This window comes from Streptacidiphilus sp. MAP12-16, assembly GCF_041262165.1.
Lineage (GTDB): Bacteria > Actinomycetota > Actinomycetes > Streptomycetales > Streptomycetaceae > Streptacidiphilus.
Genome location: NZ_JBGCBY010000033.1, coordinates 25,503 through 50,410, shown reverse-complemented (window position 1 = coordinate 50,410; position 24,908 = coordinate 25,503). Strand labels below are relative to the sequence as shown.

The window sequence follows — 24,908 nt, the reverse complement described above, 5'->3', positions numbered from 1 at the left end:
GTCGTGTGTCTACGATTTCCAGCGTCCTCCCGGCCGCGCGGACAGGCCAGCGGCCGACGCGGCGGCCACGGCCTGCTCGCCCAGCAGGAACTCGCACCAGACGCTCTTGCCGGTGCCGAGCGGTTCCACGCCCCACCGATCGGCGATCGCGTCCACCAGCAGCAGGCCGCGCCCGGAGGTGGCGGTCTCGCCGGGGACGCGACGTCGGGGCCGTTCGCTGGAGGAGTCCTGGATCTCCAGACGGACCCGGGGCCGGGCGTCGGTGAGGAGTTCGACGGTCAGTGTCGCGCCGCTGTCGGTGTGCACCAGGGAGTTGGTGACCAGCTCGTCCGCCACCAGTTCGATGTCGCTGCTCGGTCCTGCCGCCCCCCAGGCGAACAGGGTCTGTCGGAGCAGGGTGCGGGCTTCGGCCAGACCCTCCGGATCGGCCTGGTGGATGTGCTGCACCGCGCGGAGCGGTATGCGGCCTCCGGGAACGGCCGTACGGCGCAGCAGGAGCAGCGCCATGTCGTCCTCGGCCTTCGGCCGTCCGGGGCGTTCGCGGCAGAGGTGGTCGGCGAGGTCCTCGGTGCCGGACGGACCCGACCGAACGGCGTCGGCGAGGGCCTGAAGGCCCTTCGAGATGTCCTCGCCGGGCAGCTCGACGAGACCGTCGCTGCAGAGCAGCAGGGTGTCGTCCGGATTGAGGTGGAGCCGGGTCTCGGGGTAGTCGTCCTGTTCGAAGACCGTGGCGATGCCCAGCGGCAGCCCGCCCCGGACCGCAGGCCAGCTGGTCCGGCCGCCGCCGTGCCGGAGCAGGGGTTCGAGGTGGCCTGCTCGCACCAGCCGCAGCGCTCCGGTCTCCAGGTCGGCGTCGACGTAGATGCAGGTGGCGGATCGCTCGGTGTCGAGCTCCGCCAGGAACCGCGAGGCGCGGGCCATCACCGTGGACGGAGAGTGGCCCTCGGCGGCGTAGGCGCGCAGGGCGATCCTCAACTGGCCCATGACGGCGGCGGCGTGGCTGTCGTGGCCCTCGACGTCGCCGACGACCAGCCCGACCCTGCGGCGAGGCAGGGAGATCGCGTCGTACCAGTCCCCGCCCACCTCGCGTCCGCTGCGCCCGGCCCGGTAGCGGACGGCCACCTCGCCGCCGTTGATCCGCGGGATCCGGCGGGGGAGCATGGTGGTCTGCAGGGTGGTGGCGAACTCGCGCTCCTGGTCGAACAGGACCGCGCGCTGCAGGGACTGGGCCACGGCGCTGGTGAGCGCGATGAAGATGTTGCGTTCCTCGGTGCTGAACTGCCGCCGGTCGCCGAAGTACAGCCCCAGCGCTCCCAGCGTCCGCGCCTGTGCGGCCAGCGGCAGGAAGGCGGCGGCGTTGATCCCCATCTGGTCCGCGTAGGGCCGGAGCCTGGGGTAGCGGGCACAGAGCTCGTCCTGGTCGCCGATGAACCGCGGCCGCCCGGTGCGGACGGACTCGGCCAGCGGCAGTTGGTCGTCGAGTCGGGTGAGCGACAGGTCGTCCAGTGCCTTGAGCGCAGGCGAGGGCGGCCGGGTGGCGGCGACCAGCCGCATCGAGGCGCCCTCGATCAGGCCCAGCGCGAGCCCGTCCGCTCCGAAGCGCCGGAGCCCTTCGCGGTCGGTGAGGACGTTGATCACGTCCTGGACGGTGAGTGCGCGGGCGAGGGCCTCGGTGGTGGCCCGCACCGAGTCCGTCTGGCGGCGCCGGGTGGCGCCCAGCGTGCGCATCGCCTCGGCGTGGGCGAGCTCCTCGTCGGCGTTGCGGACGATCCCGACGATGCGGTAGGGGTGTGCTCTCTCGTCGCGCAGGATGCGGCCCTGGGTGTGCGCCCAGCGCGGGCTGCCGTCGCGGCAGATCACGCGGAAGTAGGCGGCGAAGGTGAGATGGCCCGCCTGGAGGGCGAGCGTCACCGCCGCGTCGAGCCGGAGGCTGTCGTCCCGCGGGATCCGGATCGCCAGCGAGGTCGGCCTGCCGTCGAACTCCTCCGCTCGTAGGTCGAACACCTCAAGACCGACCTGGTCGAGGTGGTATGTGCCGGTGTCGAGGTCCCAGTCGAAGCTGCCCAGGCCGTTGAGGGCCAGCCGGTCGTTGGCAGCCGTCGGCTCGCCCCGCTCGGGCGCCTTCGCAGGCGCCGCAGCGGACGGATTCGGTTGGCTGGTTGGGACGAGCCTGGTCCGTGGGTCGTAGCCGTCTGTGCCAGGCACCGGATGGTTCGCCATACGCGCTCCCAGCGATAGGTGGCCCACGGGCCCCCGGTCCGCCGACCGGGCAGTATGCCCGGCTCATCCTGGAATGCACGAACAGTCTACGTTGGGGCCCCGGCAGGCGCCCCGAGCTTCGCACCGGCGTCGACGGTGCGCCTGCCGAGGGTGTGAATCGGTCGGTCTCAGGCGGCGAGTTCGGCGGGGACCGCCGCGAGGGCCTCCTGGATGGCGGCGACCAGCTGCCGGGCGGACGCCGCGGTCAGCTCCAGCGCGACCCGCGCGGAGGGGCCCTTCGACGGATCGGCGAAGTCGATGTTGAGGGTGTGCTCGGCCATGGCGTGCACCGGGTGGTCAAAGTAGACGGTCACGTCCGACACGTGGAACCAGGAGCCGTTCGGCCCCTTCGCGCTGCCGTCGACGGCGTCCTTGACAGTCGTGTAGGTGCACATGCTCAGGCTCCCAGGTGCTTGGCGTAGAAGGCCGCGATGCGCTCCCAGCCGTCGTTGGCGGCGGCGACGTTGTAGGAGGGGCGATCCACCGAGAAGAAGGCGTGGCCGGCGCCCTCGTAGGTGTGGAACTCGAAGTCCTTGCCGTGCGCCGTGAGGATCTGCTCCAGCTCGGCGACCTGGGCGGGACCGGGGTACGAGTCCTCGGCGCCGAACAGGCCGAGCAGCGGGGCACGCAGCTGGGGGAGTTGGTCGACCAGGTTGGTGACCTGGAGCGGGAAGCCCTCCGGCGGGGTGCCGGTGACGAAGGCGCCGTAGCAGTCCACCGCGGCGTCCAGATCGAGATTGCAGGCCGCCAGCACGGACTGCCGGCCCCCCGAGCAGTAGCCGATCACGCCGACCCTGCCGTTGGAGCTGGGGAGCGCGCGCAGATGGGCGGCGGCACCGGCAACGTCGCCGACCAGACGGGCGTCCGGGACGCCCCCCTGCGCCCGGGCGACCGCCGCGGCGTCGTCGGGCGCGGCGCCTGGCGCCTCGCGCGTGTAGAGGTTGGGGCAGATCGCGTCGTAGCCGAGTTCGGCGAAGCGCCGCACGATCTCCTTGCTGCCCCGGTCGTATCCAGGCATGTGGTGGATCACCACCACCCCGCCACGCGGGAACTGGCCCTCGGGGCGAGCCAGGTACGCCTCGATGTCGTCGCCGTCGTGACCGGTGATCCGGATGGTTGCCGCGGTAAGGGAGTCACTCATGCTCCACCTATATCATAAGTCCCAACTGATAAGTTTATACTGGTGATCGTGACGATCCACGGCGATGCGGCAGGTGTGGCGGCGGAGCTGCGCGCCTGTCTCGGACCGCTGGTGCGTCGCCTGCGGCAGGAGCGGCCGGACGGCGAGCTGACCCTCTCGCAGACCTCGGTGCTGGTTCGGCTGGACCGAGAGGGTCCGGCGACGCCGAGCGAGCTGGCGTCGGGTGAGGGCATCCGCGCGCAGTCGGTGTGCACGATCGTCTCGGCGCTGCAGGAGCGCGGGCTGGTGGCCCGTGCTCCCGACCCGACCGACGGACGCCGGGTCGTCGTGTCGCTGACCGACGCCGGACGTGAGGGGCTGCATGGCGTCCGCCGGGAGCGCGCGCGGCGTCTGACCCAAGCCATCGCCGACGGGCTGACCTCCGAGGAGCAGCAGCAACTGGCCGTCGCCATCCCCCTTCTGGAAAGAATCAGCCGCCTGCTCTGACCGAGGCCGGATATCCGTGACGCATGGGGAGGTGCGCGGCCGGTCGCAGTCGTACGGTGGAGGCAGAACCGATGGGAGGAGGCGACGATTCCCGTAGGACGCACCGGCAGGTGAGAGTGGAAGGGAAGCCGGTTATGCATGCGGCAGTGAGCGATCGGATTCACATCAAAGGCACGCACGTGGGGGACCACGAGCAGATCGGCGAGGTCCTGGAGGTCCGTGGAGCCCAGGGAGAGCCGCCCTACCTGGTCCGGTTCGACGACGGCCACGAAGGGCTGATCTACCCCGGACCCGACTGCACAGTCGAGATTCACAGGGCGCAGACCTGAGCACGTCGACCCCGGCGGAGGCCGACTCCGGCACGGTCGGCCTCGACCTCCTGGGCGTCAGGTGCTCGCGGGCGGGCTTCGAGCCTCGTACTCAGGGCTTCGTCCGGGCGCTGTCGCCCCGGTAGGTGCTGTCACCCCGGTACGTAAATACGCGAAGGAGCCGGTCCTTGTGTTCCTTGTAGGAACCTGAATCCTGGTAGATCCGTGCCAGGCCGTCGGTCGATCGGGACGGAATGGTCAGCCGGACGTCGAACGTCGCGCTGACCGTTTCGCCTTCGAACTCGCCGCCTTCGAGGATCGCGTTGTCGGACGCTCTCATGTGTCCATTGGGCGATGTCCCGCGCCGTTCGGCAACCGGTGGTCCGGCACGCCGCCCACTCTGCGTCGGGGCGTCAGTCGCGGCATCAGCAGACGCGGCCCGGCGCGGCGGCGGTGGACCGCAGCAGGTCCCGCAGCAGGGTGAAGTCGACGAGGTCCGGGCTGCGGAAGCGCAGGCAGCCCTTCCCCATGTCCTGGCCGGCCAGCCGCTCGGTGAAGACATCGCGCACGTCGCTGCGCATGAGGTAGAAGGAGATGTACCGCTTCTGGCTCGCGAAGGCCACCTCGACGATGCCGTTCCGCTGGTACGCGGGCATGCCGTAGGTCATCGACTCGGTGAAGCCGTTGAGTTCGCGGCAGCACAGCTCGCGCAGCCGGGCCAGTGCCGGTCGGCGCTGGTCCGGAGCCTGGGCGAGGTAGCCGTCCACGTCCTCTGCTGCGTTCGGGGCCATGCGATCAGGGTAGGCGCGCACCGGATCGGACGCCGGTCGTCGGCTCGCCGCCCCCCATGTGCCGGTCGGTCATACGACCTGGGGTCGTTACTCCTCACCTGAAGTCTGCGGTCCGTACACGTTCGCGTGCCATTCTCCGATTCAGGCCTGTTGTGATGTCCCACCCGTGGGGCTCCTGCGATGACCCCGAGGACAGCGTGACCGCACAGACCCGCGCCTCCGCGCGGCCAGAATCCCCGGCCCTGCTGCCCGCTCGCGGCCGCCGCCCGTCGCCTCCCGACCCGCGGGCGAGCCGGTTCCTCGGTTGGCTGCGCCGGGCCGCACCAGCACTGCTGCTGTTCCTGGTCGCCCGGGTGGCCGGCCTGGCCGTCACCGTCGCGCTCAGCCGCGGCTCGGCCACGCACACACTGCGCCGCCTGGCGGTGCACTGGGACGCGGCCTGGTACCTGGACATCGCGCGGCACGGCTACGACCACGCCATCCGCCCGGTACAACCAGGCCAGCACCTGCACTTCACCAACCTGGCCTTCTTCCCGGTCTACCCGGCGCTGATCCGGCTGGTGCACACGGTCCTGGCGTTCGTTCCGTGGGGCGCCGCCGGTCTGCTGACGGCGGGACTCTGCTCCCTTGTCGCGGCCGGGGGCATCTTCGCGGTGGCGGCCCACCGCTACGGGCCGCGGGTGGGCACGATCGCGACGCTGCTGTGGGGCATCGCCCCGACGGCCGCTGTGGAGAGCGCCGGCTACAGCGAGGCCGCCTTCACCGCGCTGGCCGCCTGGGCGCTGTACGCGCTGGCCACGCGGCGCTGGCTGACCGCCGGTGCACTGTCGATCCTGGCCGGACTGACCAGGCCGACCGGTGTCGCCGTCGCGGCGGCCGTGGTCGCGGCGGCCGCGCTGGAGGTCTGGTCGACAGTGCGCGAATCCGGATCCGGGCCGGCCTGGCTTGAACGGCTGTCCAGGTCCGAGGAGTGCGCGGAGACCGCCCTGCCGTTGGGGCGCACCCGGCTGTGGCGGCCGGCCGTCGCCGCTGTGCTCGCGCCGATGGGCTGGCTCGGTTTTGTCGCGTGGACGGGGCTGCGACTGCACCGCTGGGACGCCTATTTCCGGATCCAGGCACTGTGGCGGACACGCTTCGACTTCGGCCACACCACCGCCGCGGACTTCAAGATGCTGTTCACCCGGGACACCCCGGTGAACCTCTACTTCCCCATGGTCGGCTGCATGTTGATCGCCGCGGCGGTGCTGCTGGTGATCACGTTCGCGCAGCGGCAGCCGCTGTCCTGGCTGGTGTTCAGTCTGGTGATCATCGTCATCACGCTGGGCGATGCCGCCTACTTCTCCTCACGCGGGCGCTTCCTGCTCCCTGCGTTTCCACTGCTGCTGCCGATCGCCACCGCCCTCGTCCGGCTGCGCAACCGGATCACCCTGATCGCCGTACTGGCGTCGGGCACCGGCCTCTCGGCCCTCTACGGCGCCTACCTGATGCTCTACTCACCCAGCCCGCCGTGACCCGGCCGGTGGGGTGATCGGCGATCGGCGATCGCCGGATGAAGCCATCAGGAGGAAGCTTGAAAGTGCACTCCGGCTCGTCCGGTGAGGAGGAAGACGATGGACATCGCCCTCCGACCTGCCCTTCAGACCCACGTGTGGGTGGTGGAGCGGCCGGGTCCGATCAGTACCGGTCCGCTGCGCCCTGTCTGGCGCACCCTGCCCGAGCCTGGTCCGCACCAGTTGCTGCTGGCGGTATCCGCCTGCGGGGTGTGCCGGACCGACCTGCATCTGGCGGAGGGCGACCTCGCGCCCCGGCTGCCGCGTTGCGTGCCCGGTCACGAGGTGGTCGGCCGGATCCTGGCCCGTGGAGCGGAGGTCGAGGGCTTCGACCTCGGCGACCGGGTCGGCGCGGCGTGGCTGGCGGGGACCTGCGGCCGCTGCCGCTACTGCCGCAGCGGACGGGAGAACCTCTGCCCCGAGTCGCGCTACCTGGGATGGGATCTGGACGGCGGCTACGCCGGGCACACCCTGGTGGACGCCCGGTACGTCTACCCGCTGCCGGGCGACCGACCTGACGCCGAGGTCGCGCCGCTGCTCTGTGCCGGGATCATCGGCTACCGCGCGCTGCAGCGCGCCGAGTTGCCGGCAGGCGGACGGCTGGGCATCTACGGTTTCGGCGCCTCCGCGCATCTGACCGCACAGCTCGCGCTCGCCCGCGGCGCCACCGTGCACGTGCTCACCCGTTCCGCGCAGGCTCGCAGGCTGGCCCTCGATCTGGGAGCCGCCTCCGCGGGCGGGGCGGACGACGCGCCGCCGGAACCGCTGGACGCGGCGATCCTGTTCGCCCCCGTCGGCGACCTGGTACCGGTCGCCCTGTCGGCCCTGGACCGGGGAGCGACCCTGGCCGTCGCCGGGATCCACCTCACCGACATCCCCTCCCTGAACTACGCCGCGCACCTGTTCCAGGAGCGCACGCTGCGCAGCGTGACCGCGAATACCCGCGCCGACGGTCACGCCTACCTCGCGGAGGTGGCCGGCCTCTCCCTGCGGGTGCAGGTGAACCGCTACCCGCTGGGTCGCGCGGACCAGGCACTGGCGGACCTGGCCGCCGACCGGGTCAACGGCGTGGCCGTGCTGGTCAACGAGAACTGACGGTCGGGGCCGCCCGGATCCGCGGCGGCCCGGCGCTACCGGCCCGGCGCGACCGCCCGACGCATCGTCACGGCCGCCTGCCCGGTGAGGCCGAGGAAGGCCGATCGGCCCCTGTCCACCGCCCGGTAGCGGGCCGTGCTGACGGTGAGGGCGGAGATGGAGTCCGACTGACCGTCACCCGCGCGGCCGCGGGGACCATCGGCCAGCCTCGGGAGAGAACGAGAGCGCCCACCACGCGTCAGAGTTCGTGGGCCTTCGGGTGGCGGGGCTCGTACAGCCCGAGTTCACTGCCGCCGGGCAGCCGGAGAGACGTCAGCAGTCCCCAGCCCGCGTCCGTGACCGGCTGCGTGAACTCCACCCCTCGGGCGGCCAACTCCCCGACGGTGGCGTTGATGTTGTCGCACATCAGGAAGAGCTCATGCCGCGCCGGGCCTTCGGTGGGGTGCATGGCGAGCTCGGCGGGCGGCAGCTTGAAGATCAGCCATCCGCGGCCTGCGTCGATGTGCGGGTAGCCCAGCGTGTCCCGGAAGAAGGCCCGGTCCGCCTCCGCGTCGCGGCTGTGGATGATCAGGTGAGCACCGTTGATCATGTGGAGACCCTATCCGGTGCGGCCGCAGCGGCGGCGCTGCCACGCCGTGGCGCAGGACGTGCGCTCACGGCCTGGGGAGGGATGGGGCTCGGGCACACGCCGCCCGGCACCTCCGCTTGCCGCGTTGCCGGCCGTGACTTCAGCGGCCGGCAACGCGGGCCCACGTAGCTCCGCTACAAGGCCGTCCCGGCGCCTTGCCATCGAAGCCACGCGGCGGAGCCGCACAGTGACACTGCGACGGTGCGCGCGGAACCGAGCCCCACCGCTCCCCAGGCCGTCAGCTTTCGGCTGCCTCGTCGATGCGCGAGCGGAGACGTCGCATCCCGCGGAGCCACCGATCGGTGTCGGTCGCCCGGAAGGCGTAGTGGTTCCGCACCTCGGGGTGCGGAAGGATGAGGAACCGCCCGTCGGCGAGCCCCTCCATCACCGCGTCGGCCACGTGTTCGGGTTCGAGGACCTCACCGCCGAGCACCGCCTTGGCGGCCGCGCCCGTCCTCTCGTACATCTCGGTGCGAACCCCCAGCGGGCACACGACCTGGACGGTCAGACCCCGGTCGCCGTAGCTGGCCGAGAGCCACTCGGCGAAAGCCAGCGCGCCGTGTTTGGACACCGAGTACGGCGCCGACTCGAGGTGGGTGAGCAGGCCGGCGGCGGACACCGTGGCCAGCAGGTGACCGCGTCCCCGTTCCAGCCACGGTCCGAGCAGGTGGCGGACCGCCCGCACATGCGCCATCACGTTCACCTGCCAGACCCGGTCCCAGACCTCGTCCGGGGTGTGCACGCCGCCGCCGGGCTCGATCCCGGCGTTCGCGCAGAACAGGTCGATCTGCCCGAGGTGGGCGCGCGCCGCCGCCACCAGCGCGGCCACGCTCTCCTCGGCGCTGGCGTCGCCGGGCACGGCGAGCCCGCCGACCTCGGCGGCCACCCGCTCGGCGGCCGCGCCGTCCAGGTCGTTGACCACGACCCGGGCGCCCTCGGCTGCGAACCGGCGGGCGAGTGCCGCGCCGATCCCCGACCCGGCGCCCGTGACGACCACCCCTGCGTCCTTGAGCTCCATCGATGCCACCTGCCTCACTCGTCCACGACCGTGAGCACCAACTTGCCGAGATTCTCGCCGCGGAACAGCCCGAGCAGGGTCTCGGGGAACGCCGCCACCCCGCCGGAGACCACGTGCTCCAACGACCGGAGCCGTCCCGCCGCCAACCACTCGGCGAGCTGGGCGATGCCCTCGGCGTACCGGTCGGCGTAGTCGAAGACCACCATCCCGGTCATGGAGGCACGGTTGACCAGCAGCGACATGTAGTTGCTCGGACCCTTGACCGGCTCGGTGTTGTTGTACTGGGAGACCGCGCCGCAGATGACGATCCGAGCGCCGCGCGCCAGCCGGGTCAGCACCGCGTCGAGGATGTCACCGCCGACGTTGTCGAAGTAGACGTCCACCCCGTCGGGGGCGTGCCGCCGCAGCGCGCTCCGCACGTCCTCGGACTGGTAGTCGATCGCGGCGTCGAACCCGAAGTCGTCCACCAGCACGCGGCACTTGCGCTCGCCGCCGGCGATGCCGACGACGCGGCAACCCAGGATCTTGGCGATCTGGCCGACCACGCTGCCCACCGCACCGGCCGCACCGGAGACCACGACCGTCTGACCAGGCTGCGGGCGTCCGATGTCGAGCAGGCCGAAGTAGGCCGTCAGGCCGGTCAAGCCGAGTGTCCCGAGATGCACCGGCAGCGCCGCGAGCGCCGGGTCGACCGTGGTGACGCCGCGCCCGTTCGACAGGCAGTACTCCTGCACGCCGAACGTGCCCGAGACATGGTCGCCGACCGCGAAACCGGGGTTTCGGGAGGCGACGACCCGGCCCACCGCGGCGGCGCGCATGACCGCGCCGATCTCCACCGGCGGGATGTAGGACCTTCCCGCGTTCATCCAGCCGCGCATGGCCGGATCGATCGAAAGATGGAGTACCTGCACGAGGAACTCGCCGTCGCCGGGGTCGCCGACCGGCTCCTCCACGTGGTCCCAGTCGGTGGGTTTGGGCTGCCCGACGGGACGCTGGGCCAGGCGCAGCTGATGGTTGGTGCGGCTCATGTCCGGCGACTCCTCGGCTGTGCGGACGTACCGACTGGTCGGTACGTCCGCGAGACTAGGCTGCGATCGCCTCTGAAAGCAAGAGGGGGTCGCCAAGGGTCGAACTCTGGGCCACCGAACGCTTACGGCTTGGGGAGCGACAGGGCTCGGGCGCCCACCGCCCGGCACCTCCGCTTGCCGCGTTGCCGGCTCTGACATCGGCGGCCGGCGCCGCGGGCCCACGTAGCTCGCGACAAGCGCGTGCCGGCGCCTTGCCATGCGTTCACCAGGAAGCACGCCGCCGGTCCCACGGTCGCCAGCAGCGCGCCCTCGGCTCCCGGTTCCTGCCGCCGACGGCGCCCCATGGTCCGCATCGGATCCCGGCCCCAGAATGGGGACCATGGCAGCCGTTGCAGCATCCGCACCCGGTGACAGCGACCACCTGGTCTACGCCAGCGCGCGAGGCCGCTGGGTCCTAGCGGCCACCGTCCTCGGCTCGGCGATCGCCTCGATCGACGCGACCGTGGTCGGCATCGCCCTGCCCGCCATCGGCCGGGACTTCGGCTCGGACCTGGCCACCCTGCAGTGGGTCGTCACCGCCTACACGCTGACCCTGGCCAGCCTCCTGCTGGTCGGCGGGGCGCTGGGCGACCGGTACGGGCGCAGACGGGTCTTCGTGATCGGCGTCATCTGGTTCGCGCTGGCGTCCGCGCTGTGCGGGGCGGCTCCCGGTCCGGGAGTGCTGATCGCGGCCCGCGCGCTGCAGGGCGTCGGTGCCGCCCTGCTCACCCCCGGCAGCCTGGCCATCCTGGAGGCGTCGTTCCGACGCGAGGACCGGGGCAAGGCGATCGGTGCCTGGTCCGGCCTGAGCGGTGTGGCCACCGCGATCGGACCGTTCCTGGGCGGATGGTTCGTGCAGGCCGTGTCCTGGAGGCTGATCTTCGCCATCAACCTGCCGCTCGCCGCCCTGGTCGTCGTCGTGGCCCGGCGCCACGTGCCCGAATCCCATGACCCGGACGCCACCGGCCGGATCGACACCCCCGGTGCCGCGCTGATCACCGCGGGTCTGGTCGCGCTGACCTACGGCCTCATCGACGGGCCGAGCAGCGGCTGGACCAGCCCCACCGTACAGACCGCCCTGCTCGGCGCCGTGCTGCTGCTGGGCGGCTTCGTGATCCGGGAACGCCGCGCCGCCGCGCCGATGCTGCCGCTCAGCATGTTCCGCTCCACCCAGTTCACCGCGACCAACATCGTGACCTTCGTGCTCTACGGGGCACTCGGCGGGGCCCTGTTCCTGCTGCCCATCCAACTGCAGCAGGTCTCCGGCTACAGCCCCTTGCAAGCCGGGATCTCGCTGCTCCCGGTCACCATCCTGATGTTGGCGCTCTCGGCCCGTTCCGGCTCGCTCGCCGGGCGGATCGGCCCGCGGCTGCAGATGAGCCTGGGCCCGGTCCTGGTCGGCGCCGGTCTCGCGCTGCTCACCCGCGTGGGCCACAACGGCGACTACCTGACCGAGGTGCTGCCCGCCGTGTCTGTCTTCGGCCTCGGCCTCGCTGCCACGGTCGCGCCGTTGACCACCACCGCGCTGACCTCCGCGCCGGCCGGCCACGCCGGGATGGCCTCGGCCGTCAACAACGACGTCGCCCGCGCCGCCGGACTGATCGCTGTCGCGGTGCTCCCGGCCGCGGCCGGCATCACCGGCTCCGCGTACCTCCATCCGGCGCAGTTCTCGTCCGGCTTCCACACCGCCTGCCTGATCTCCGCCGCCTTGTGTGTGCTCAGCGGGATCCTCGCCGCGCTCACCATCCGCAATCCGCGCCGGGCCGCAGCGCTTGCGGTCCCGGCGGCGCCGGCCGCCGAGTACCGCATGCACTGCGCCCTGGACGCACCGCCCGTACGCCCCGAGGAGCGCCCCGAAGCCGCCGGATGACCCGGTCGGACAGCGAACTCACCGGCCCCGGCCGTCGGTTGCGGTCCGTTGGCCGCGGTCAGTTGGCTGCGAACGTGAACCAGTTGATGTTGACGTAGTCGGCAGGCTGGCCGCTGGCGAAGGTGAGGTAGACGGTGTGGGTGCCGGTGGTCCTGGCGATGGTGGTGGGGACGGTGCGCCAGGACTGCCAGCCGCCGGTGCCGGCGACGGAGAAGCTGCCGACGGGCGGCGCGGTGGGACTGTCCAGGCGCACCTGGACCAACCCGCTCACGCCGGCCGGGGCGCCTGAGGCGACCCGTGCCTGGAACTGGGTGGCGCCGGTGCTGCCGAAGTCGACGCCGTTGTATCCGAGCCAGTCCCCGTTGGCGATCCAGCCGACGTCCTGGCCGCCACCGACGTCGGTGGTGTTCTCGGTCTGGGTGCCGGACCGGGAGGAGTAGGACTCGGCCTGGATCGTGCTGTACGCGCTCGTGCCGGCGCCCGGCGACGGCGACGGCGGCGGTGAACCGGGCGCAGTGCCCTGCGCGGCGCCGACGCTGATGGTGAGTGCGCTCGGCACGGACGACTGGACCCTGCCCTCGAAGTCGACTCCGGCGGGGTGGACGTCGTCGTAGGGGAAGGCGTAGCCGAGGTGGTCGGTCGCCGTCTGGTGCAGGATCCGCGCGTAGTGGTTGGTCCGCGGCTGGGCGTAGAAGGCGGCGGGGTTCTCGCCGTCCGGCTGGTTCGGGTTGTCCAGGATCGTGGTGCGGTTGAAGCCTGCGGCGAGCCGGGCGCTGAGGTTGCCCATCTCGTCGTTGCCGGTGGTGAAGGGTGCGGCGCTGCAGTTGAACACGGCCGCGGTGGACGGCTTGGCGAACGAGCCGACGCCGGGGAAGGTCAGTGCGCCGTTGCTGACGCGTCCGCTGACGGTGCCCCAGCTGGACTGGGTGTCGATCACCAGGTCGGTGCTCTGGTACTTCTGCCACACCTGGTCGATGTAGCCGTCGAGGTAGCCGCTGAAGAGCGACGGGGTGGAGGCGATGGCGGTGTTGGGACTGAGTACCCGGAGGGTCTCCCCGGATGCGCCCTGGACGATGAGCTTGCCCCAGTCGCCGCCGTCCGCCGCCGCCTGCGCCCGCAGGGCGGTGGCGACCGTGTCGAGTCCACCCGCCGACAGCCCCTGCACCACCTGGGAGCCCTGCGCCGTCTGGAGGTTGAAGGAGATGGGCACCGAGGCGAAGTCCACGTAGCTGATGTTGGCGTAGAGCTGGTTGGTGTCGTAGGTGAACTCGCAGAAGCTGTAGGCCGTCGCGATGTTCGGGTCGCTGGGGTTGGCCACCGAAGGCAGCGCTATGCCAGGACCGGGGTTGACCAGGAATACGAGCTTGCTCCCGACCGAGAAGTAGACCCGTCCGCTGGCCAGATACGGAAGGGAGATCGTGCGCGCGGCGGCTCCTCGGGCCGGCAGGGCGATGGCGCAGTCCGCGCCGAGCGCCGCACCCGGCGCCGACGGGGAGGGCGGGTGGTAGAGCGTGCTTCCGTCGGCCTGCAGGAAGGCCCACTGGTTGCCCTGGGAGATGTCCAGTCCCAGCACGTACGCGTAGACGGTGTCGGACGTGGTGTTGTTGACCAGGTTGACGTTGAGTCGCGCGGGGGTGCTCGCCGAGGCGGTGCGCAGCGAGGTGAGTAGAAACGGCGCGGCGACGGCGGCGATGGAGGCGCCGATCAGGGTTCGACGAGCGATCACGTCATGCTCCTGGGGGATCGGACGGACGGCCGAAATGTCGCGGATGCCGGCTGTCGTGGGGGCGGCGGATGATCCGCAACTCTTGCGGCTGGCCGCCGAATTGGTCAATACCTGGCGCCTGAAAGCGCTCTCATCGCTTCCTTAACGCAACCTTTTGTAGGGTCGCAACCGGCTCCGGCCTCGCGGAACGCCGTACCGGATCAGTCCGGGCGAAGTCTTGACATGATCTGTCAAAGGCTGCTCTTCTGTTGCAACGCGCGGCCTGGTCTACACCACTGACGGTGTACATCTCCCCCTTTGACGGGCCCCGTCCTCCAGCGATCACCCACGCCCTGGCACTTCAAGGGGTGAAGCATTCCATTCAGCAGTGAGGGAGTAGTCGCATGCTCAGACGCTCGAGAGTTGCCTCCGGACTGTCCGCGCTCGGGATGGCCGGAGCGATGGGCGTGGCCGGGATGGCCACCGCCTCCCCGGCGTACGCCTCCTCGCCCAATCCCTGGCCGGCGCACGTGTTCGCGCCCTTCGCTGACACCTGGTCAGGAAATGTCACCCTCAGCAGCGTGGCCAGCAGCTACGGCACGAAGTTCTTCACCATCGCCTTCGCCGACGGCGCCAACTGCCAGTGGTCGATCGGCAGTCAGGCGAGTCTGCAGACCCAGATCGACAACCTGCGCGCCCAGGGCGGCGACGTCTCGCTGTCCTTCGGCGGCTACGGGTCGGACACCGCGCTGACCGAACTGGGCGACTCCTGTTCCTCGCCCCAGGCGGCCGCAGCCCAGATCGAGTCGGCCATCACCACCTTCAACCTGTCACACGTCGACTTCGACATCGAGTCGAACTCGCTGACTAACTCCAGCGGCATCGACCGCCGCGACCAGGCACTCGCCCAGGTGCGCTCGTGGGCGGCCGGCAGCGGTCGCCAGCTCGCGATCTCCTTCACGATTCCGGCAAGTCCTGGCGGCCTGAGCCAGGACGGAGTGAACCTGCTCAACAACGCGCGGTCCAACGGCTTCACACCCGATGTCGTCAACATCATGACGATGGACTACGCCACCTCGGGGACCGAGATGGGCAACGCCTCCAACCAGGCCCTCGACGCGGTCGCTGGCCAGGTCGCCGGCGCGTTCGGGATCTCCACCGCGGCGGCGTACGCGAAGTTGGGCAACACCCCGATGATCGGGCAGAACGACAGCGCCGGCGAGGTCTTCACCCTCGCTGACGCGGCCAACGTCGAGTCCTACGACGCGTCCAAGGGAATCGCCCTGCTGTCCTACTGGTCCCAGAACCGGGACAACGGCGGTTGCGCCGGCTCGACCACGGCATCGGGCACCTGCAGCGGGCTGAGCCAGAACACCGGCGACTTCGCGCGGACCTTCCAGCCGTTCACCGGCGGGTCCAGCAGCGGCGGAGGCGGCGGCACCGGTGCCACCGGTGCCATCACGGGTTACGCAGGACTGTGTCTCGACGACCGCGCCGCCAGCACCACGAACTTCAACCCCGTCCAGGTCTACACCTGCAACCAGACCCCGGCCCAGAACTGGACCGTGGCCACCGACGGCAGTCTCCAGGTGCTCGGCAAGTGCCTGGACGTCAACGGTGGCGGCACGGCCAACGGCACCACCGTCGACCTCTACGACTGCAACCACACCGGTGCCCAGCAGTGGCAGGCTCAGTCCAACGGGTCGCTGGTCAACCCCCAGTCGGGCAAGTGCCTGGACGACACCGGCTGGTCCACCACCCCGGGGACTCAGGCGGAGATCTGGACCTGTGCGGGCAGCGCCAACCAGCACTGGAACCTGCCCTGACGTCCGTCCGAGTCCGTCCGGTTCTCGCGTAGGGCGCGTAGGCCCTGTAGGCAGGCCGTCCGACGGCCTGCCTACGGGTTGTGGCCTCCGACGGCGCTCCGTCACCGGTGTGCGCCGGGGCCTGGCGGTTTCCTGAGAATGGGCGGAGAGTACGGCTACGCTGCCTGGGTGTTCACTCCGCAGGGCCCGACCCTTCGCGAACTCGCCGTTCAGGCGGCCTCGTCCACCGAGCGCGGCTACGACCTGCTCGCGCCCAAGTTCGACCAGACGCCGTTCCGGACGCCGGACCGCGTGCTCGACGCCGTCGCTCGCGCCCTCGGGTCGCACGGGCCGTTCGGTACCGGGCTCGACCTCTGCTGCGGCACCGGCGCAGGCGTGGACGTGCTCCAGCAGGTGTGTTCCGAACGGGTCGTGGCCGTCGACTTCAGCGCGGGCATGCTCGGTGCGGCCCGTGCCGCCCACCTGGACGTCTCCGCGGGGCCGACGGTGAGCTGGACCCGGGCGGACGCCCGCCGCCTGCCGTTCGCACCCGTCTTCGACCTCGCGGTGAGCTTCGGGGCGTTCGGCCACTTCCTGCCGCAGGAGCGACCCGCGCTGTTCGCCCAGGTACACGACGTCCTCGTGCCTGGCGGGCGGTTCGCCTTCCCCATCGCCGCCCCTGCCAGGGTCGGCTCGCGGCTGTACTGGGCGCTGTGGGGGTTCGACGCGGCGATGCACGTACGCAACGCGCTGCTGCACCCGCCGTTCGTCATGTACTACCGCACGTTCCAACTCGCAGCGGTGCGGGCCGAACTGGAGACCGCGGGCTTCGCCGTGGAGACGATGCCGCTGACAGAACTCGGTCTGCGGGCCGACGGCAGCCCGCGCTGCCGCCTGGTGGTGGCGCGCCGCCCCGCCGATGGGCGCGGCGGCGTCAGCTGAGCGAGGCGAGCGAGGCGGGGCGCGGCGACGGCGGCGTCCAGGCGGGCTGCGGCCCCTGGCGACCGGCGCGGGTCCCGACGCTTCGCAGCCTCGGGCAATCTCTGCCCGCACGACTCTTGGCGGGACTGTGCCGTCCTCCTTACTGTCAAGTAATGATTGTGGACATGCCACTACTGGAGGCACGGAATGAACACACGTCCCACTGCGCGCTTACTCTCGGTCGCGGCCGGCGCGGCCGTCCTGCTCGGCGGGGCCGTCGTCGGTCCGCCCTCCGTCGCCCGGGCCGCCGACAGCCCGCGTGACGTCCTGGTCGTGGGCAACAGCCAAGCCGGCACGGTGAGTTTCATCGACGCGCACACCTTCCAGAACCTCGGCTCTTTGAACGTGACCGCCGACGCCCAGCAGCGCATCGCTGCGATGGACCCGATCCAGTGGGCCGGGTTCGAGACGGTGACGTCGGTGGAGGGCGGCACCCGGTGGGTGGACGACGCGACGCTCTCTCCGGACGGCCGGCGCCTCTACGTCTCGCGCGGCAACCTCGACGACGTGGCCGCCTACGATATCGCTACGGGCACGCAACTGTGGCGCACCCGGCTCGACGGCTTCAAGGCCGACCATGCCGCGCTTTCCCCGGACGGCACCCGGTATGTGGTCTCCGCGACCACGGCCCAGGAGGCGGAGGTGCTCGACACCGCCGACGGCGCGGTCGTCGGCACCTTCCCGACCGGGACGTATCCGCACCAGAACGACTACAGCCCCGACGGCAGGTACATCTACAACTCCAGCATCGGCGTCACCTCCCTGCCCCAGTTCCTGGAGTTCGCCAAGGGCAGCCTCCAGCTCACCAAGGTGGACGCGAAGACCCTCAAGGTGGTGCAGACCTGGCAGTTCCCGCACGGCATCCGACCCAACGTCATCGAACCGGACGGCCGGACGATGTACACGGACCTGTCGTACCTCAACGGCTTCGTCCAGTACGACCTGGCGACCAGCAGGATCGTCAGGACGGTGCAGATGCCCTTCAGCGCGGCGGGCGCCGCGCTGAACCCGGACAGTTACCCGCAGAACTCGGCGCACCACGGGCTCGCGGTCTCCGGCGACGGGGCGAACGTGTGCGACGCCGGCACGATCGACGACTACGCCGCGATCGTCGCCACTTCCGACGCCAGCACGCGAGGGACCGTCACCTACCCGACCGGAAGCCTCCCGTACTGGGCCACGACCAGCGCGGACGGCTCGCTGTGCTTTGTCTCGCTGAGCAAGGCGAACGCGGTCTCCGTGATCGACTACGCCACGGCGCGCGAGATCGCCCGGGTCCCGGTCGGCTCCTTCCCGCAGCGCGAACGCACGGGCCGGATCGACCCGACGGTACTGACCGGCCTGTCCCCCTCGGCGGGTTGACGCGAGGTGAGCAGCCCTCCGGCCAGGCCCGTCGCGCCAGGTCGTTCGCCGATCGCGGCCTACGTCCGGCAGTAGTCGAGTTCTTCGTCTCGTGACGTGCGATCACCGCAGGTCCAGCGCAGCGCCCCGAGCAGGTGCCGGCGGAAGTCCGGGTCGGTGTAGGCGGCGCTGTGGTGGCCCAGTGCGGTGTAGAAGGAACGTCCGCCGCCGTAGTGGTGGCACCAGGCCAGTGGGTGGCCGGCGCCCATGCCGCCGCCCCGGTATCCGCCCTCGTCCACGGACAGCAGGACCCGGACGCCGGGGCGCGGGTCGGTGCGGAAGTCGTACCACTCGTCGGTCCAGGGCCAGCGCTCGGGCAGGTGCGCGGTGGCGGGGTGGGCGCGGTCCTCGACCGTCAGGATCGCAGGCTGGGACTCGGGGTGGCTGCGGAACCGGGCGCCGACCAGGCCGCCGTAGAACGGCCAGTCGTACTCCGTCCCCGCGGCCGAGTGGACGCCGAGGAATCCGCCGCCTGAGGCGAGATGTCCCTCCAGTGCCTGCCTGCTGTCCTCGGTGAGCACCTCGCCGGTCGTGGAGAGGAACACGACCGTGCGGCAGTCGGCAAGGGTCTCGGCGGTGAACTCCGCGGGATCCTCGGTCGCAACGGCGTCCAGCCCGAGTTCCGCTGCGAGTTCGCGGAACGCCGTCACCGCGGCGGGGATGGACCGGTGGCGGAATCCGGTGGTGCGGGTGAACAGCAGGACGCGCTGGGCGGGCAAGAACGGCTCCGTGAGGGCGAAAGTTGCAGAAATCGTTTTCGTTCGGGCGAGGCGAGACTAGGAGCCGCAGATGATATTGGTCAAGACCACCTCCCGGCGCTCTCATCCGGTGGGCAACTCCCAGCAGAACACAACGCGGACGGGCGGTACTGCTGTCCAACGTGCCCTCCGCGACCGCCTCGGATGGTGAGGCGGGGGGTGAAGGGCGACGCCTGCCGATCGGCGGATCGGCCGTCACTCCTGCGGTGATCGGAATGCTACGGTGTGGCACGATATAACTACGGTGAGCTACTTGGATCGTGGGGACACATGCGCATCGTGTGCGTTGGTGGAGGGCCCGCCAGCCTCTACTTTTCGATCGTGATGAAGAAGTACGACCAGGACCACAGCATCACGGTCCTCGAACGCAACCCCGTGGGATCCACCTACGGCTGGGGGGTGACCTACTGGGGTGACCTGCTCGACAAACTGCGCGAAGGCGACGCTCTCACCGCGCGAGCCATCAGCGAGCACTCCGTCCGCTGGGAAGGCGGCGTGGCGCACATCCGGGACGAGGTGACGACCCACCGTGGTGACGAGGGGTTCAGCATCGGCCGACAGCGTCTGCTCGACCTCCTGGCCGAGCGGGCCACCGACCTCGGTGTGCGCATCGAGTTCGGTCGCGAGATCGAGAGTTCCTCCCAACTCCCCGACGCAGAGCTGATCGTCGCCGGTGACGGCGTCAACAGCCGCCTGCGCCAGCTTCATTCGGATCACTTCGGGACCGAGGTCACGGCCGGGCAGAACAAGTTCATCTGGCTCGGAACGAGCAGGGCGTTCGAGCGCTTCACGTTCGCCTTCGTCGAGACGGAATCCGGCTGGATCTGGTTCTACGCCTACCGGTTCACCAGCGATCTCAGTACCTGCATCGTCGAGTGCTCGGCGGAGACCTGGGCCGGGCTCGGTTTCGACAGGCTGGGAGAGAGCGCGACACTGACGCTGCTGGAGACGATCTTCGCAAAGCAGCTCGACGGTCAACCGCTGATCAACCGAGCGGACGGGGGCGGCAGTGCCCCCTGGCTCAACTTCCGGACCATGACGAACGCGACGTGGCACCACGACAACATCGTGCTGCTGGGAGACGCCGCCCACACGACGCACTACTCCATCGGCGCCGGAACCACGTTGGCGCTCGAGGACGCCATCGGCCTCGCCGGAGCGCTGCATCGGCACCCCGGGCTCCAGCCGGCGCTGGCAGCCTACGAGCAGGAGCGGAAACGCGCCCTCCTCTCCACCCAGAGCGCGGCGCGCTACAGCGCCCAGTGGTACGAGAACATCCCCCGCTACATCCACCTGAAGCCCGCACAGCTCTTCTCGCTGCTCGGCCAGCGGCACTCGCCGCTCCTTCCGCATGTGCCGCCCCAGATGTACTACTGGGTCAACCAGGCCGCTGAGGAGTTCACAGCACTGCGGAAGTTCCGGAAGTGGCTGGGTCCCAAGGTCGTGAGGACCCTGCAGGCACGTCGGCCCAGTCCTCTGTGAGGAGGTCCCGCTGCTGCGCGACAAGGTGTGGCCGGCCGTCGAGGAGCATCGCACGGGGGCTCCCGTGCGGTGCCCGTCTGACCGGTCTGGTCAGGAGCGCGGAGCAGCTGCGCGGATCGCTGCGAGGAGCCGAGGGGTGTTCGTCAGGTCAGGTAGGACCGTGTGGGCGCCGGAGGCTGCCAGTTCGGCCTCGCTGAAGGAGCCGGTGGCGACGCCGACGGCGGTGGCGCCACGGGCCAACGCGGCCTCCACGTCCAGCGGGGTGTCGCCGACGATCACCACCGACTCGGCGGGGAACTCCACGCCGTACTTGCGCTCGGCCAGGCCGCGGGCGACGTCGACGAGGTCGGCGCGCACCAGGTGCTCGTCGCCGAAGGCGGCCACGTCCAGGTCCAGCCGGTCGGTGAGGCCCGCGGCGCCGAGCTTGACCAGGCCGATCCGGCGCATGTTCCCGGTGAGCACCGACTGGACGACGTCGGGCAGGTCGGCCAGTGCGGCGAGGGCCTCCGCCGCACCGGGCAGGACGTGGCCTCCGCCGGCCAGGAACGTGTGCCGCTGCTCCTCGGCGATGGCGGCGGCCAGGTCCTGGAACGCGTCCGCGTAGTCGGAGCGGTCCAGGTGATCGGAGTCGAGGTGGCCGAGGAACTCCCGAACGATCGCCTTGTCGGTGCGTCCGGCGAAGTGCACGGGGGTGGTGACCGGCGTGCCGAAGAGGTGTTCGAAGGCGGCGTGCATCGCGTCGCGACCGAAGCCGGCCGGGTCCAGCAGGGTCGAGTCGACATCCCACAGCACGAGCCGGCGCTGGAGGCGTGCCGGAGCCGCGCCGGACCGCTGCGTTTGGGGTCCCGGAGAGGGCATGACCGCACTGTATCCGGATGCGGAGTGCGGGGTCAGCCGAAAATCCGGGCCCACGCCGGTTCGCCGGACGGCGCGCGCGTGACGGGTCAGCGGGGGGCCTGCGCGCCCGCGCCGTGCTTGACGGCCTCCACAGCCGCCTGGTGCAGTGCCCTGGCGGTCACCTCGTCCGCGGCCGGCACTGGGCTTCCGCTCAGCGTGTACCAGTCCTCGCCGCCCAGGTACTGCACGGTGATCTGCGCCTCCCCTTCGATCCAGGTGGTGTGCACGGTCAGCTCGCCCGTGATCACGCCCAGTTCGTCCGTCATCACACCTCCGCGGCCGGAAAAGATGCCAGGAGTGGTCCACGTCGCCCAGGTGTCCACCTCGTCCTCCTTCACCTCTGCGCCTCGCGCGGCAGGTAGTCAGCGGCACGCGCTCTCGACGCCTCTCAGATCGAGTATCTCCGCCATCGGCCGAAGCCGCGTGGCCGCGCGCTGCCCGGCGTCGGCGACGCCGCACAGTCGGAAGCCGTTCGGCGGGGGAGGTTCGGGAGCGCTCCCAGGCCAGGTGCCCTGCTCCGGTGAGTGGACGGACAGGTCGGGCAAAGCACAACGCGGGTAGCGTCCCCAAGTAGGGCACAGCGCTGATGAGTCGTGAAGTCTCGGCGAATGACTGCCAGTTGCACAACAATGCGGGTACCCCGGGTCCCGGAGATCGAAACTGAGTCCGGCCCGGAGCCCGGTCCCTCGGGGTCACCGGGTCAATGTGCCGCACCCCTGGGCGGCGAGGTGAACCGCCGCCGAACCATGGACACCCCTCGCCTGTGCCCGGCGCCTGCGGCGACCAGTCGGTCCCAGTCCGGATCCGGTCGGCCCGGCACGGTACGCCCGACTGCTTGCCACTGCGCGACCACAGCCGCGAACACCGGCGTCTCCCTGCAGTCCAGGCGGATCGATTCTGCGCCCCCAGCGACGCTGTCGGGCGACCCCATGCTGCTGCTCATGTCCTACGCAACGAGCCCCGCCGGTCTCGGGGGACGAGGTCCACCTGTGGTACACCCGAACGAGGGGTCACCCTCGACCACGACACCGCGTGGCGCCGAGCGTCAGCGCACCCTCGCCGACGCCAGGGCCCGGCGCAGATCCTCCACGCTCGGTGACCCCTCGACCCTTCCGTCCGCGCCCCGGTACAGCCGGCACGACACGCTCGGGGGCGCCCCCGGGACCGCGAAGGGATCCACTCCGTCGATCAGCACCGTCGGCGACCCGGTCATGCCGGTCAGCGCGGCCTGGTCCTGGTCGGCGACTTCGACAAGGTCCACGCTCGCGTACCGACCCTGCAAGGCGGCGCTGATCCGCGCTTGGACCACCGGGGCGTTCGGACACTGCGGAACCGCCAACACCGTGATGCGCATCGCACCTCACCTCCAGCTCGGACAACGCAATCACGACGCTGGATCTTCCGACGGACGCGACGGACGCGACGGACGCGAGGGGCAGCCACGAGGCGGCCGTGCCGGACGGTCGGGTCACCCGCCCGCCACAACGCGGCCGGTGACTTCGCCGAAGGCGATCCGGGTGCCGTGCGGTCCCGGCGCCGTCGCGGTGATGGTGACCTCGTCGCCGTCGTCGAGGAACGAACGGCTGCTTCCGTCAGGGAGTTTGACGGGACGTGCGCCGTTCCAGGTCAGTTCGATCAGCGCGCCCTCGGTGCCGTGGTCCGGACCGCTGACCGTGCCGGAGGCGAAGAGGTCGCCCGGGCGGACGCTCGCGCCGTTGGCGGTCATATGGGCGAGCTGCTGGGCGGCGGTCCAGTACATCGCGGCGAAGGGCGGGTGGGAGATCGGCTCGCCGTTGAGTCGGACCTCCAGGGCCAGGTCGAGGCCCCAGGGCTCGCCGGCCCGGTCGTCGAGGTAGGGCAGCGGCTCCACGTCACGCGGCGGGGGGCTGACGCGCGCATGCTCCAGCGCGTCCAGCGGGACGACCCACGGGGAGACGGACGTGGCGAAGGACTTGCCGAGGAAGGGGCCGAGCGGCACGTACTCCCAGGCCTGGATGTCCCGTGCGGACCAGTCGTTGACCAGGCAGACGCCGAAGACGTGCTCGCGGAAGTCGGCCAGCGGCACGGGCGTGCCCAGCTCGCTCGGAGCGCCGACGACGAAGCCGACCTCGGCCTCGATGTCGAGGCGCTGGGTCGGACCGAAGCTCGGAACAGCGTCAGTGGGGGCTTTGCGCTGCCCCTGCGGCCGGACGATCGGAGTACCGGAGACGACCACCGTCCCCGAGCGGCCGTGGTAACCGATCGGCAGGTGCTTCCAGTTGGGCGTGAGCGGGTCGGAGCCGGGTCGGAACAGGCGTCCCAGGTTCGCGGCGTGGTGTTCCGAGGCGTAGAAGTCCACGTAGTCGCCGACCGTGAAGGGCAGGTGCAGCCGCACCTCGGCGCGCGACAGCAGGCAGGGCTCCACAGCGGCGCGGTGGGCCGGGTCGCCGAGCCAGGAGCGGAGCTGGGCGCGGACCGCCGTCCAGGTCTCCCGCCCCGCGGCCAGCAGCGGATTGAGCGAGGGCGCGTCGAGCAGGGCCGAGGGGACACCGGTCGCGCGGGCCGCGGCGCCGGCGTCCAGGACCTGGTCGCCGATCGCGACGCCGATCCGGCGCTGCTCCGGGCGGTCGGAGGTGGTGAACACGCCGTAGGGCAGGTTGTCCGGGCCGAAGCCGGTGTCCTCGGGGAGGTCCAGCCAGGTCGAGGTGGGCGTCGAGGTGGGCACAGCGGGGCTCCAGAAGGTCATGGGACGTCAGCGGACTGCGGGCAGCAGGCCGAGTGCGGTCAGGTCGTCGATCGGCTCGGCGATGCTGCAGGTGCCGTACGCGGTGAACAGGTCTCGGGCCCGGCGGGCCTGCCGCAACGTCAGCTGCGCGGCGACGGAGGCCAACGCCTCGCCCGAGCGCTCGCTGAGCACCTCGGCGACGGCCTCGGGGTCCGCGCCCTCGGCGGCGACGTGGGTGGCTACCAGGATGTTGAGGAAGCCGTGGTGGGTGAAGCCGGTGGCGGGGTCGGTGTGACGGACGGCGTGGTGGAGGCCGGCCGTGCACTTGAAGCCGAGTTGCCGCGTGGCGCAGCCGACCAGGAAGCCGGCGAGCTCCGCGACCGAGGGAAACGCAGCCGGTTCCAAACCGCCGGTGCGCAGTTTGGCCCGGTGCGGCGAACCGGTCAGCACGTTCAATGCGGCGTCGAGGCCGGGGCCGCGCCGCAGCTCCACCACGCCGGGGACGTCCGCCAGCGCGGCGGAGGCGCGGGCCGCGGCCTCCGCGGACGTGCCGGCGGCGTCGGAGGCCAGCTCTACGCCGACGACCCGCAGGGCGGGCTGCCGGGCTGCGGCGCGCAGCGCGGCGGGGAGCGCGGCAGGGCCCTCGCGCACCACGAGCACCACGTCCAGGCCGACCACGTCCGGGTCCCCGTCGGGCGTCGCATCCGCCGCCGCTACCGCCGCCCCCACCTCCGTGATCCGGTCCGCCCCGACCAGGAACGGGCCGACCAGCTCGGCGTACCAGGCCCGCCGGTGGCGCCGGTGTGCGGGGACGGCGTCGGCCACCGGCGCGTTGCCGGGCGGGAACAGCGCGGCGTCGTCGCACAGGCCCGCGAGCAGCGGCGACACGCCCGGCTCAGCCGGCTGCTGCGGGTGACGGTCGGGCGGGGCCGTGCCCGCGTTGCGGTCGTACGCCACCTTCG

Annotated in this window: 24 protein-coding genes; 9 read left to right on the top strand and 15 right to left on the bottom strand. The window is 71.1% G+C overall.

What is annotated here, in order from left to right:
* Positions 1 to 9: 9 nt before the first annotated feature.
* The 3 genes from ABIA33_RS32190 to ABIA33_RS32180 form a co-directional block, all read right to left on the bottom strand.
* Positions 10 to 2,220 (bottom strand): SpoIIE family protein phosphatase, encoded by a 2,211-nt coding sequence (locus ABIA33_RS32190; RefSeq protein WP_370086523.1) that lies wholly within the window; start codon positions 2,218 to 2,220, stop codon positions 10 to 12.
* A gap of 167 nt (positions 2,221 to 2,387) precedes the next feature.
* On the bottom strand, positions 2,388 to 2,654 hold the full coding sequence (locus ABIA33_RS32185; RefSeq protein WP_370086521.1) for a DUF6295 family protein: 267 nt from the start codon (positions 2,652 to 2,654) through the stop codon (positions 2,388 to 2,390).
* A 2-nt stretch (positions 2,655 to 2,656) separates the two neighbouring features.
* Positions 2,657 to 3,400: a dienelactone hydrolase family protein gene (locus ABIA33_RS32180; protein ID WP_370086519.1), complete on the bottom strand. Its 744-nt coding sequence runs from the start codon at positions 3,398 to 3,400 to the stop codon at positions 2,657 to 2,659.
* Positions 3,401 to 3,448: 48 nt separating this feature from the next.
* On the opposite strand from ABIA33_RS32180, the gene ABIA33_RS32175 reads away from it, so the two are divergent.
* Together ABIA33_RS32175 and ABIA33_RS32170 are read left to right on the top strand one after the other, a co-directional pair.
* A complete protein-coding gene (locus ABIA33_RS32175; protein WP_370086517.1) occupies positions 3,449 to 3,886 on the top strand; it encodes a MarR family winged helix-turn-helix transcriptional regulator in 438 nt (145 codons plus the stop codon).
* A 146-nt stretch (positions 3,887 to 4,032) separates the two neighbouring features.
* A complete protein-coding gene (locus tag ABIA33_RS32170) occupies positions 4,033 to 4,215 on the top strand; it encodes a DUF1918 domain-containing protein (RefSeq protein ID WP_370086515.1) in 183 nt (60 codons plus the stop codon).
* Between the two features lie 91 nt (positions 4,216 to 4,306).
* Here ABIA33_RS32170 and ABIA33_RS32165 read toward each other — a convergent pair whose 3' ends face one another.
* Positions 4,307 to 4,534, bottom strand: coding sequence for a hypothetical protein (locus ABIA33_RS32165; RefSeq protein ID WP_370086513.1), 228 nt, complete (start codon positions 4,532 to 4,534; stop codon positions 4,307 to 4,309).
* An 85-nt stretch (positions 4,535 to 4,619) separates the two neighbouring features.
* A complete protein-coding gene (locus tag ABIA33_RS32160) occupies positions 4,620 to 4,985 on the bottom strand; it encodes an iron chaperone (RefSeq protein WP_370086511.1) in 366 nt (121 codons plus the stop codon).
* A gap of 197 nt (positions 4,986 to 5,182) precedes the next feature.
* On the opposite strand from ABIA33_RS32160, the gene ABIA33_RS32155 reads away from it, so the two are divergent.
* Together ABIA33_RS32155 and ABIA33_RS32150 are read left to right on the top strand one after the other, a co-directional pair.
* Positions 5,183 to 6,496 (top strand): hypothetical protein, encoded by a 1,314-nt coding sequence (locus ABIA33_RS32155; RefSeq protein WP_370086509.1) that lies wholly within the window; start codon positions 5,183 to 5,185, stop codon positions 6,494 to 6,496.
* Between the two features lie 99 nt (positions 6,497 to 6,595).
* Entirely contained in the window at positions 6,596 to 7,630 is a 1,035-nt protein-coding gene (locus ABIA33_RS32150; protein WP_370086507.1) for a zinc-binding alcohol dehydrogenase family protein, read from the top strand.
* Positions 7,631 to 7,868: 238 nt separating this feature from the next.
* On the opposite strand, the gene ABIA33_RS32145 is transcribed toward ABIA33_RS32150, so the two are convergent.
* The 3 genes from ABIA33_RS32145 to ABIA33_RS32135 all read right to left on the bottom strand — a co-directional run bounded on the left by ABIA33_RS32145 (position 7,869) and on the right by ABIA33_RS32135 (position 10,304).
* Positions 7,869 to 8,219, bottom strand: a complete 351-nt coding sequence (locus ABIA33_RS32145; protein WP_370086505.1) for a VOC family protein — start codon at positions 8,217 to 8,219, stop codon at positions 7,869 to 7,871.
* A 277-nt stretch (positions 8,220 to 8,496) separates the two neighbouring features.
* On the bottom strand, positions 8,497 to 9,276 hold the full coding sequence (locus ABIA33_RS32140; protein ID WP_370086503.1) for an SDR family NAD(P)-dependent oxidoreductase: 780 nt from the start codon (positions 9,274 to 9,276) through the stop codon (positions 8,497 to 8,499).
* A 14-nt stretch (positions 9,277 to 9,290) separates the two neighbouring features.
* On the bottom strand, positions 9,291 to 10,304 hold the full coding sequence (locus ABIA33_RS32135) for an NADP-dependent oxidoreductase (RefSeq protein WP_370086500.1): 1,014 nt from the start codon (positions 10,302 to 10,304) through the stop codon (positions 9,291 to 9,293).
* A 370-nt stretch (positions 10,305 to 10,674) separates the two neighbouring features.
* Between ABIA33_RS32135 and ABIA33_RS32130 the strand changes: the two genes are divergently transcribed.
* Positions 10,675 to 12,213, top strand: a complete 1,539-nt coding sequence (locus ABIA33_RS32130) for an MFS transporter (protein ID WP_370086498.1) — start codon at positions 10,675 to 10,677, stop codon at positions 12,211 to 12,213.
* Positions 12,214 to 12,271: 58 nt separating this feature from the next.
* On the opposite strand, the gene ABIA33_RS32125 is transcribed toward ABIA33_RS32130, so the two are convergent.
* Entirely contained in the window at positions 12,272 to 13,939 is a 1,668-nt protein-coding gene (locus tag ABIA33_RS32125) for a beta-1,3-glucanase family protein (RefSeq protein WP_370086496.1), read from the bottom strand.
* 383 nt (positions 13,940 to 14,322) lie between these two features.
* On the opposite strand from ABIA33_RS32125, the gene ABIA33_RS32120 reads away from it, so the two are divergent.
* The 3 genes from ABIA33_RS32120 to ABIA33_RS32110 all read left to right on the top strand — a co-directional run bounded on the left by ABIA33_RS32120 (position 14,323) and on the right by ABIA33_RS32110 (position 18,066).
* On the top strand, positions 14,323 to 15,744 hold the full coding sequence (locus ABIA33_RS32120) for a ricin-type beta-trefoil lectin domain protein (protein WP_370086494.1): 1,422 nt from the start codon (positions 14,323 to 14,325) through the stop codon (positions 15,742 to 15,744).
* A 168-nt stretch (positions 15,745 to 15,912) separates the two neighbouring features.
* Positions 15,913 to 16,665 carry a class I SAM-dependent methyltransferase gene (locus ABIA33_RS32115; protein ID WP_370086492.1) on the top strand — a complete coding sequence of 251 codons (753 nt, stop codon included), beginning with the start codon at positions 15,913 to 15,915 and terminating at the stop codon, positions 16,663 to 16,665.
* A 186-nt stretch (positions 16,666 to 16,851) separates the two neighbouring features.
* On the top strand, positions 16,852 to 18,066 hold the full coding sequence (locus ABIA33_RS32110; RefSeq protein ID WP_370086490.1) for a YncE family protein: 1,215 nt from the start codon (positions 16,852 to 16,854) through the stop codon (positions 18,064 to 18,066).
* Between the two features lie 59 nt (positions 18,067 to 18,125).
* Here ABIA33_RS32110 and ABIA33_RS32105 read toward each other — a convergent pair whose 3' ends face one another.
* Positions 18,126 to 18,824: a ThuA domain-containing protein gene (locus ABIA33_RS32105; RefSeq protein ID WP_370086488.1), complete on the bottom strand. Its 699-nt coding sequence runs from the start codon at positions 18,822 to 18,824 to the stop codon at positions 18,126 to 18,128.
* Positions 18,825 to 19,133: 309 nt separating this feature from the next.
* Between ABIA33_RS32105 and ABIA33_RS32100 the strand changes: the two genes are divergently transcribed.
* Positions 19,134 to 20,345: an FAD-dependent monooxygenase gene (locus ABIA33_RS32100; RefSeq protein ID WP_370086486.1), complete on the top strand. Its 1,212-nt coding sequence runs from the start codon at positions 19,134 to 19,136 to the stop codon at positions 20,343 to 20,345.
* A 90-nt stretch (positions 20,346 to 20,435) separates the two neighbouring features.
* Here ABIA33_RS32100 and ABIA33_RS32095 read toward each other — a convergent pair whose 3' ends face one another.
* The 5 genes from ABIA33_RS32095 to ABIA33_RS32075 all read right to left on the bottom strand — a co-directional run bounded on the left by ABIA33_RS32095 (position 20,436) and on the right by ABIA33_RS32075 (position 24,903).
* Positions 20,436 to 21,203, bottom strand: coding sequence for an HAD hydrolase-like protein (locus tag ABIA33_RS32095; protein ID WP_370086483.1), 768 nt, complete (start codon positions 21,201 to 21,203; stop codon positions 20,436 to 20,438).
* A gap of 86 nt (positions 21,204 to 21,289) precedes the next feature.
* Positions 21,290 to 21,508 carry a hypothetical protein gene (locus ABIA33_RS32090; RefSeq protein ID WP_370086481.1) on the bottom strand — a complete coding sequence of 73 codons (219 nt, stop codon included), beginning with the start codon at positions 21,506 to 21,508 and terminating at the stop codon, positions 21,290 to 21,292.
* Positions 21,509 to 22,287: 779 nt separating this feature from the next.
* Positions 22,288 to 22,596, bottom strand: a complete 309-nt coding sequence (locus ABIA33_RS32085) for an alkylmercury lyase (protein ID WP_370086479.1) — start codon at positions 22,594 to 22,596, stop codon at positions 22,288 to 22,290.
* Between the two features lie 114 nt (positions 22,597 to 22,710).
* Positions 22,711 to 23,967: a fumarylacetoacetase gene (fahA, locus tag ABIA33_RS32080; RefSeq protein ID WP_370086477.1), complete on the bottom strand. Its 1,257-nt coding sequence runs from the start codon at positions 23,965 to 23,967 to the stop codon at positions 22,711 to 22,713.
* A gap of 6 nt (positions 23,968 to 23,973) precedes the next feature.
* Positions 23,974 to 24,903 carry a hypothetical protein gene (locus ABIA33_RS32075; protein ID WP_370086475.1) on the bottom strand — a complete coding sequence of 310 codons (930 nt, stop codon included), beginning with the start codon at positions 24,901 to 24,903 and terminating at the stop codon, positions 23,974 to 23,976.
* Positions 24,904 to 24,908: the final 5 nt, after the last annotated feature.

Excerpts from the sequence above, each read along its gene's own strand:
- ABIA33_RS32165 (WP_370086513.1), bottom strand. The coding sequence starts at position 4,534 with ATGAGAGCGTCCGACAACGCGATCCTCGAAGGCGGCGAGTTCGAAGGC.
- ABIA33_RS32100 (WP_370086486.1), top strand. The coding sequence starts at position 19,134 with ATGCGCATCGTGTGCGTTGGTGGAGGGCCCGCCAGCCTCTACTTTTCG.
- ABIA33_RS32160 (WP_370086511.1), bottom strand. The coding sequence starts at position 4,985 with ATGGCCCCGAACGCAGCAGAGGACGTGGACGGCTACCTCGCCCAGGCT.
- ABIA33_RS32085 (WP_370086479.1), bottom strand. The coding sequence starts at position 22,596 with ATGCGCATCACGGTGTTGGCGGTTCCGCAGTGTCCGAACGCCCCGGTG.
- ABIA33_RS32145 (WP_370086505.1), bottom strand. The coding sequence starts at position 8,219 with ATGATCAACGGTGCTCACCTGATCATCCACAGCCGCGACGCGGAGGCG.
- ABIA33_RS32185 (WP_370086521.1), bottom strand. The coding sequence starts at position 2,654 with ATGTGCACCTACACGACTGTCAAGGACGCCGTCGACGGCAGCGCGAAG.
- ABIA33_RS32180 (WP_370086519.1), bottom strand. The coding sequence starts at position 3,400 with ATGAGTGACTCCCTTACCGCGGCAACCATCCGGATCACCGGTCACGAC.
- fahA (WP_370086477.1), bottom strand. The coding sequence starts at position 23,967 with ATGACCTTCTGGAGCCCCGCTGTGCCCACCTCGACGCCCACCTCGACC.
- ABIA33_RS32135 (WP_370086500.1), bottom strand. The coding sequence starts at position 10,304 with ATGAGCCGCACCAACCATCAGCTGCGCCTGGCCCAGCGTCCCGTCGGG.
- ABIA33_RS32120 (WP_370086494.1), top strand. The coding sequence starts at position 14,323 with ATGCTCAGACGCTCGAGAGTTGCCTCCGGACTGTCCGCGCTCGGGATG.
- ABIA33_RS32140 (WP_370086503.1), bottom strand. The coding sequence starts at position 9,276 with ATGGAGCTCAAGGACGCAGGGGTGGTCGTCACGGGCGCCGGGTCGGGG.
- ABIA33_RS32190 (WP_370086523.1), bottom strand. The coding sequence starts at position 2,220 with ATGGCGAACCATCCGGTGCCTGGCACAGACGGCTACGACCCACGGACC.
- ABIA33_RS32130 (WP_370086498.1), top strand. The coding sequence starts at position 10,675 with ATGGGGACCATGGCAGCCGTTGCAGCATCCGCACCCGGTGACAGCGAC.
- ABIA33_RS32095 (WP_370086483.1), bottom strand. The coding sequence starts at position 21,203 with ATGCCCTCTCCGGGACCCCAAACGCAGCGGTCCGGCGCGGCTCCGGCA.
- ABIA33_RS32110 (WP_370086490.1), top strand. The coding sequence starts at position 16,852 with ATGAACACACGTCCCACTGCGCGCTTACTCTCGGTCGCGGCCGGCGCG.
- ABIA33_RS32090 (WP_370086481.1), bottom strand. The coding sequence starts at position 21,508 with ATGACGGACGAACTGGGCGTGATCACGGGCGAGCTGACCGTGCACACC.
- ABIA33_RS32150 (WP_370086507.1), top strand. The coding sequence starts at position 6,596 with ATGGACATCGCCCTCCGACCTGCCCTTCAGACCCACGTGTGGGTGGTG.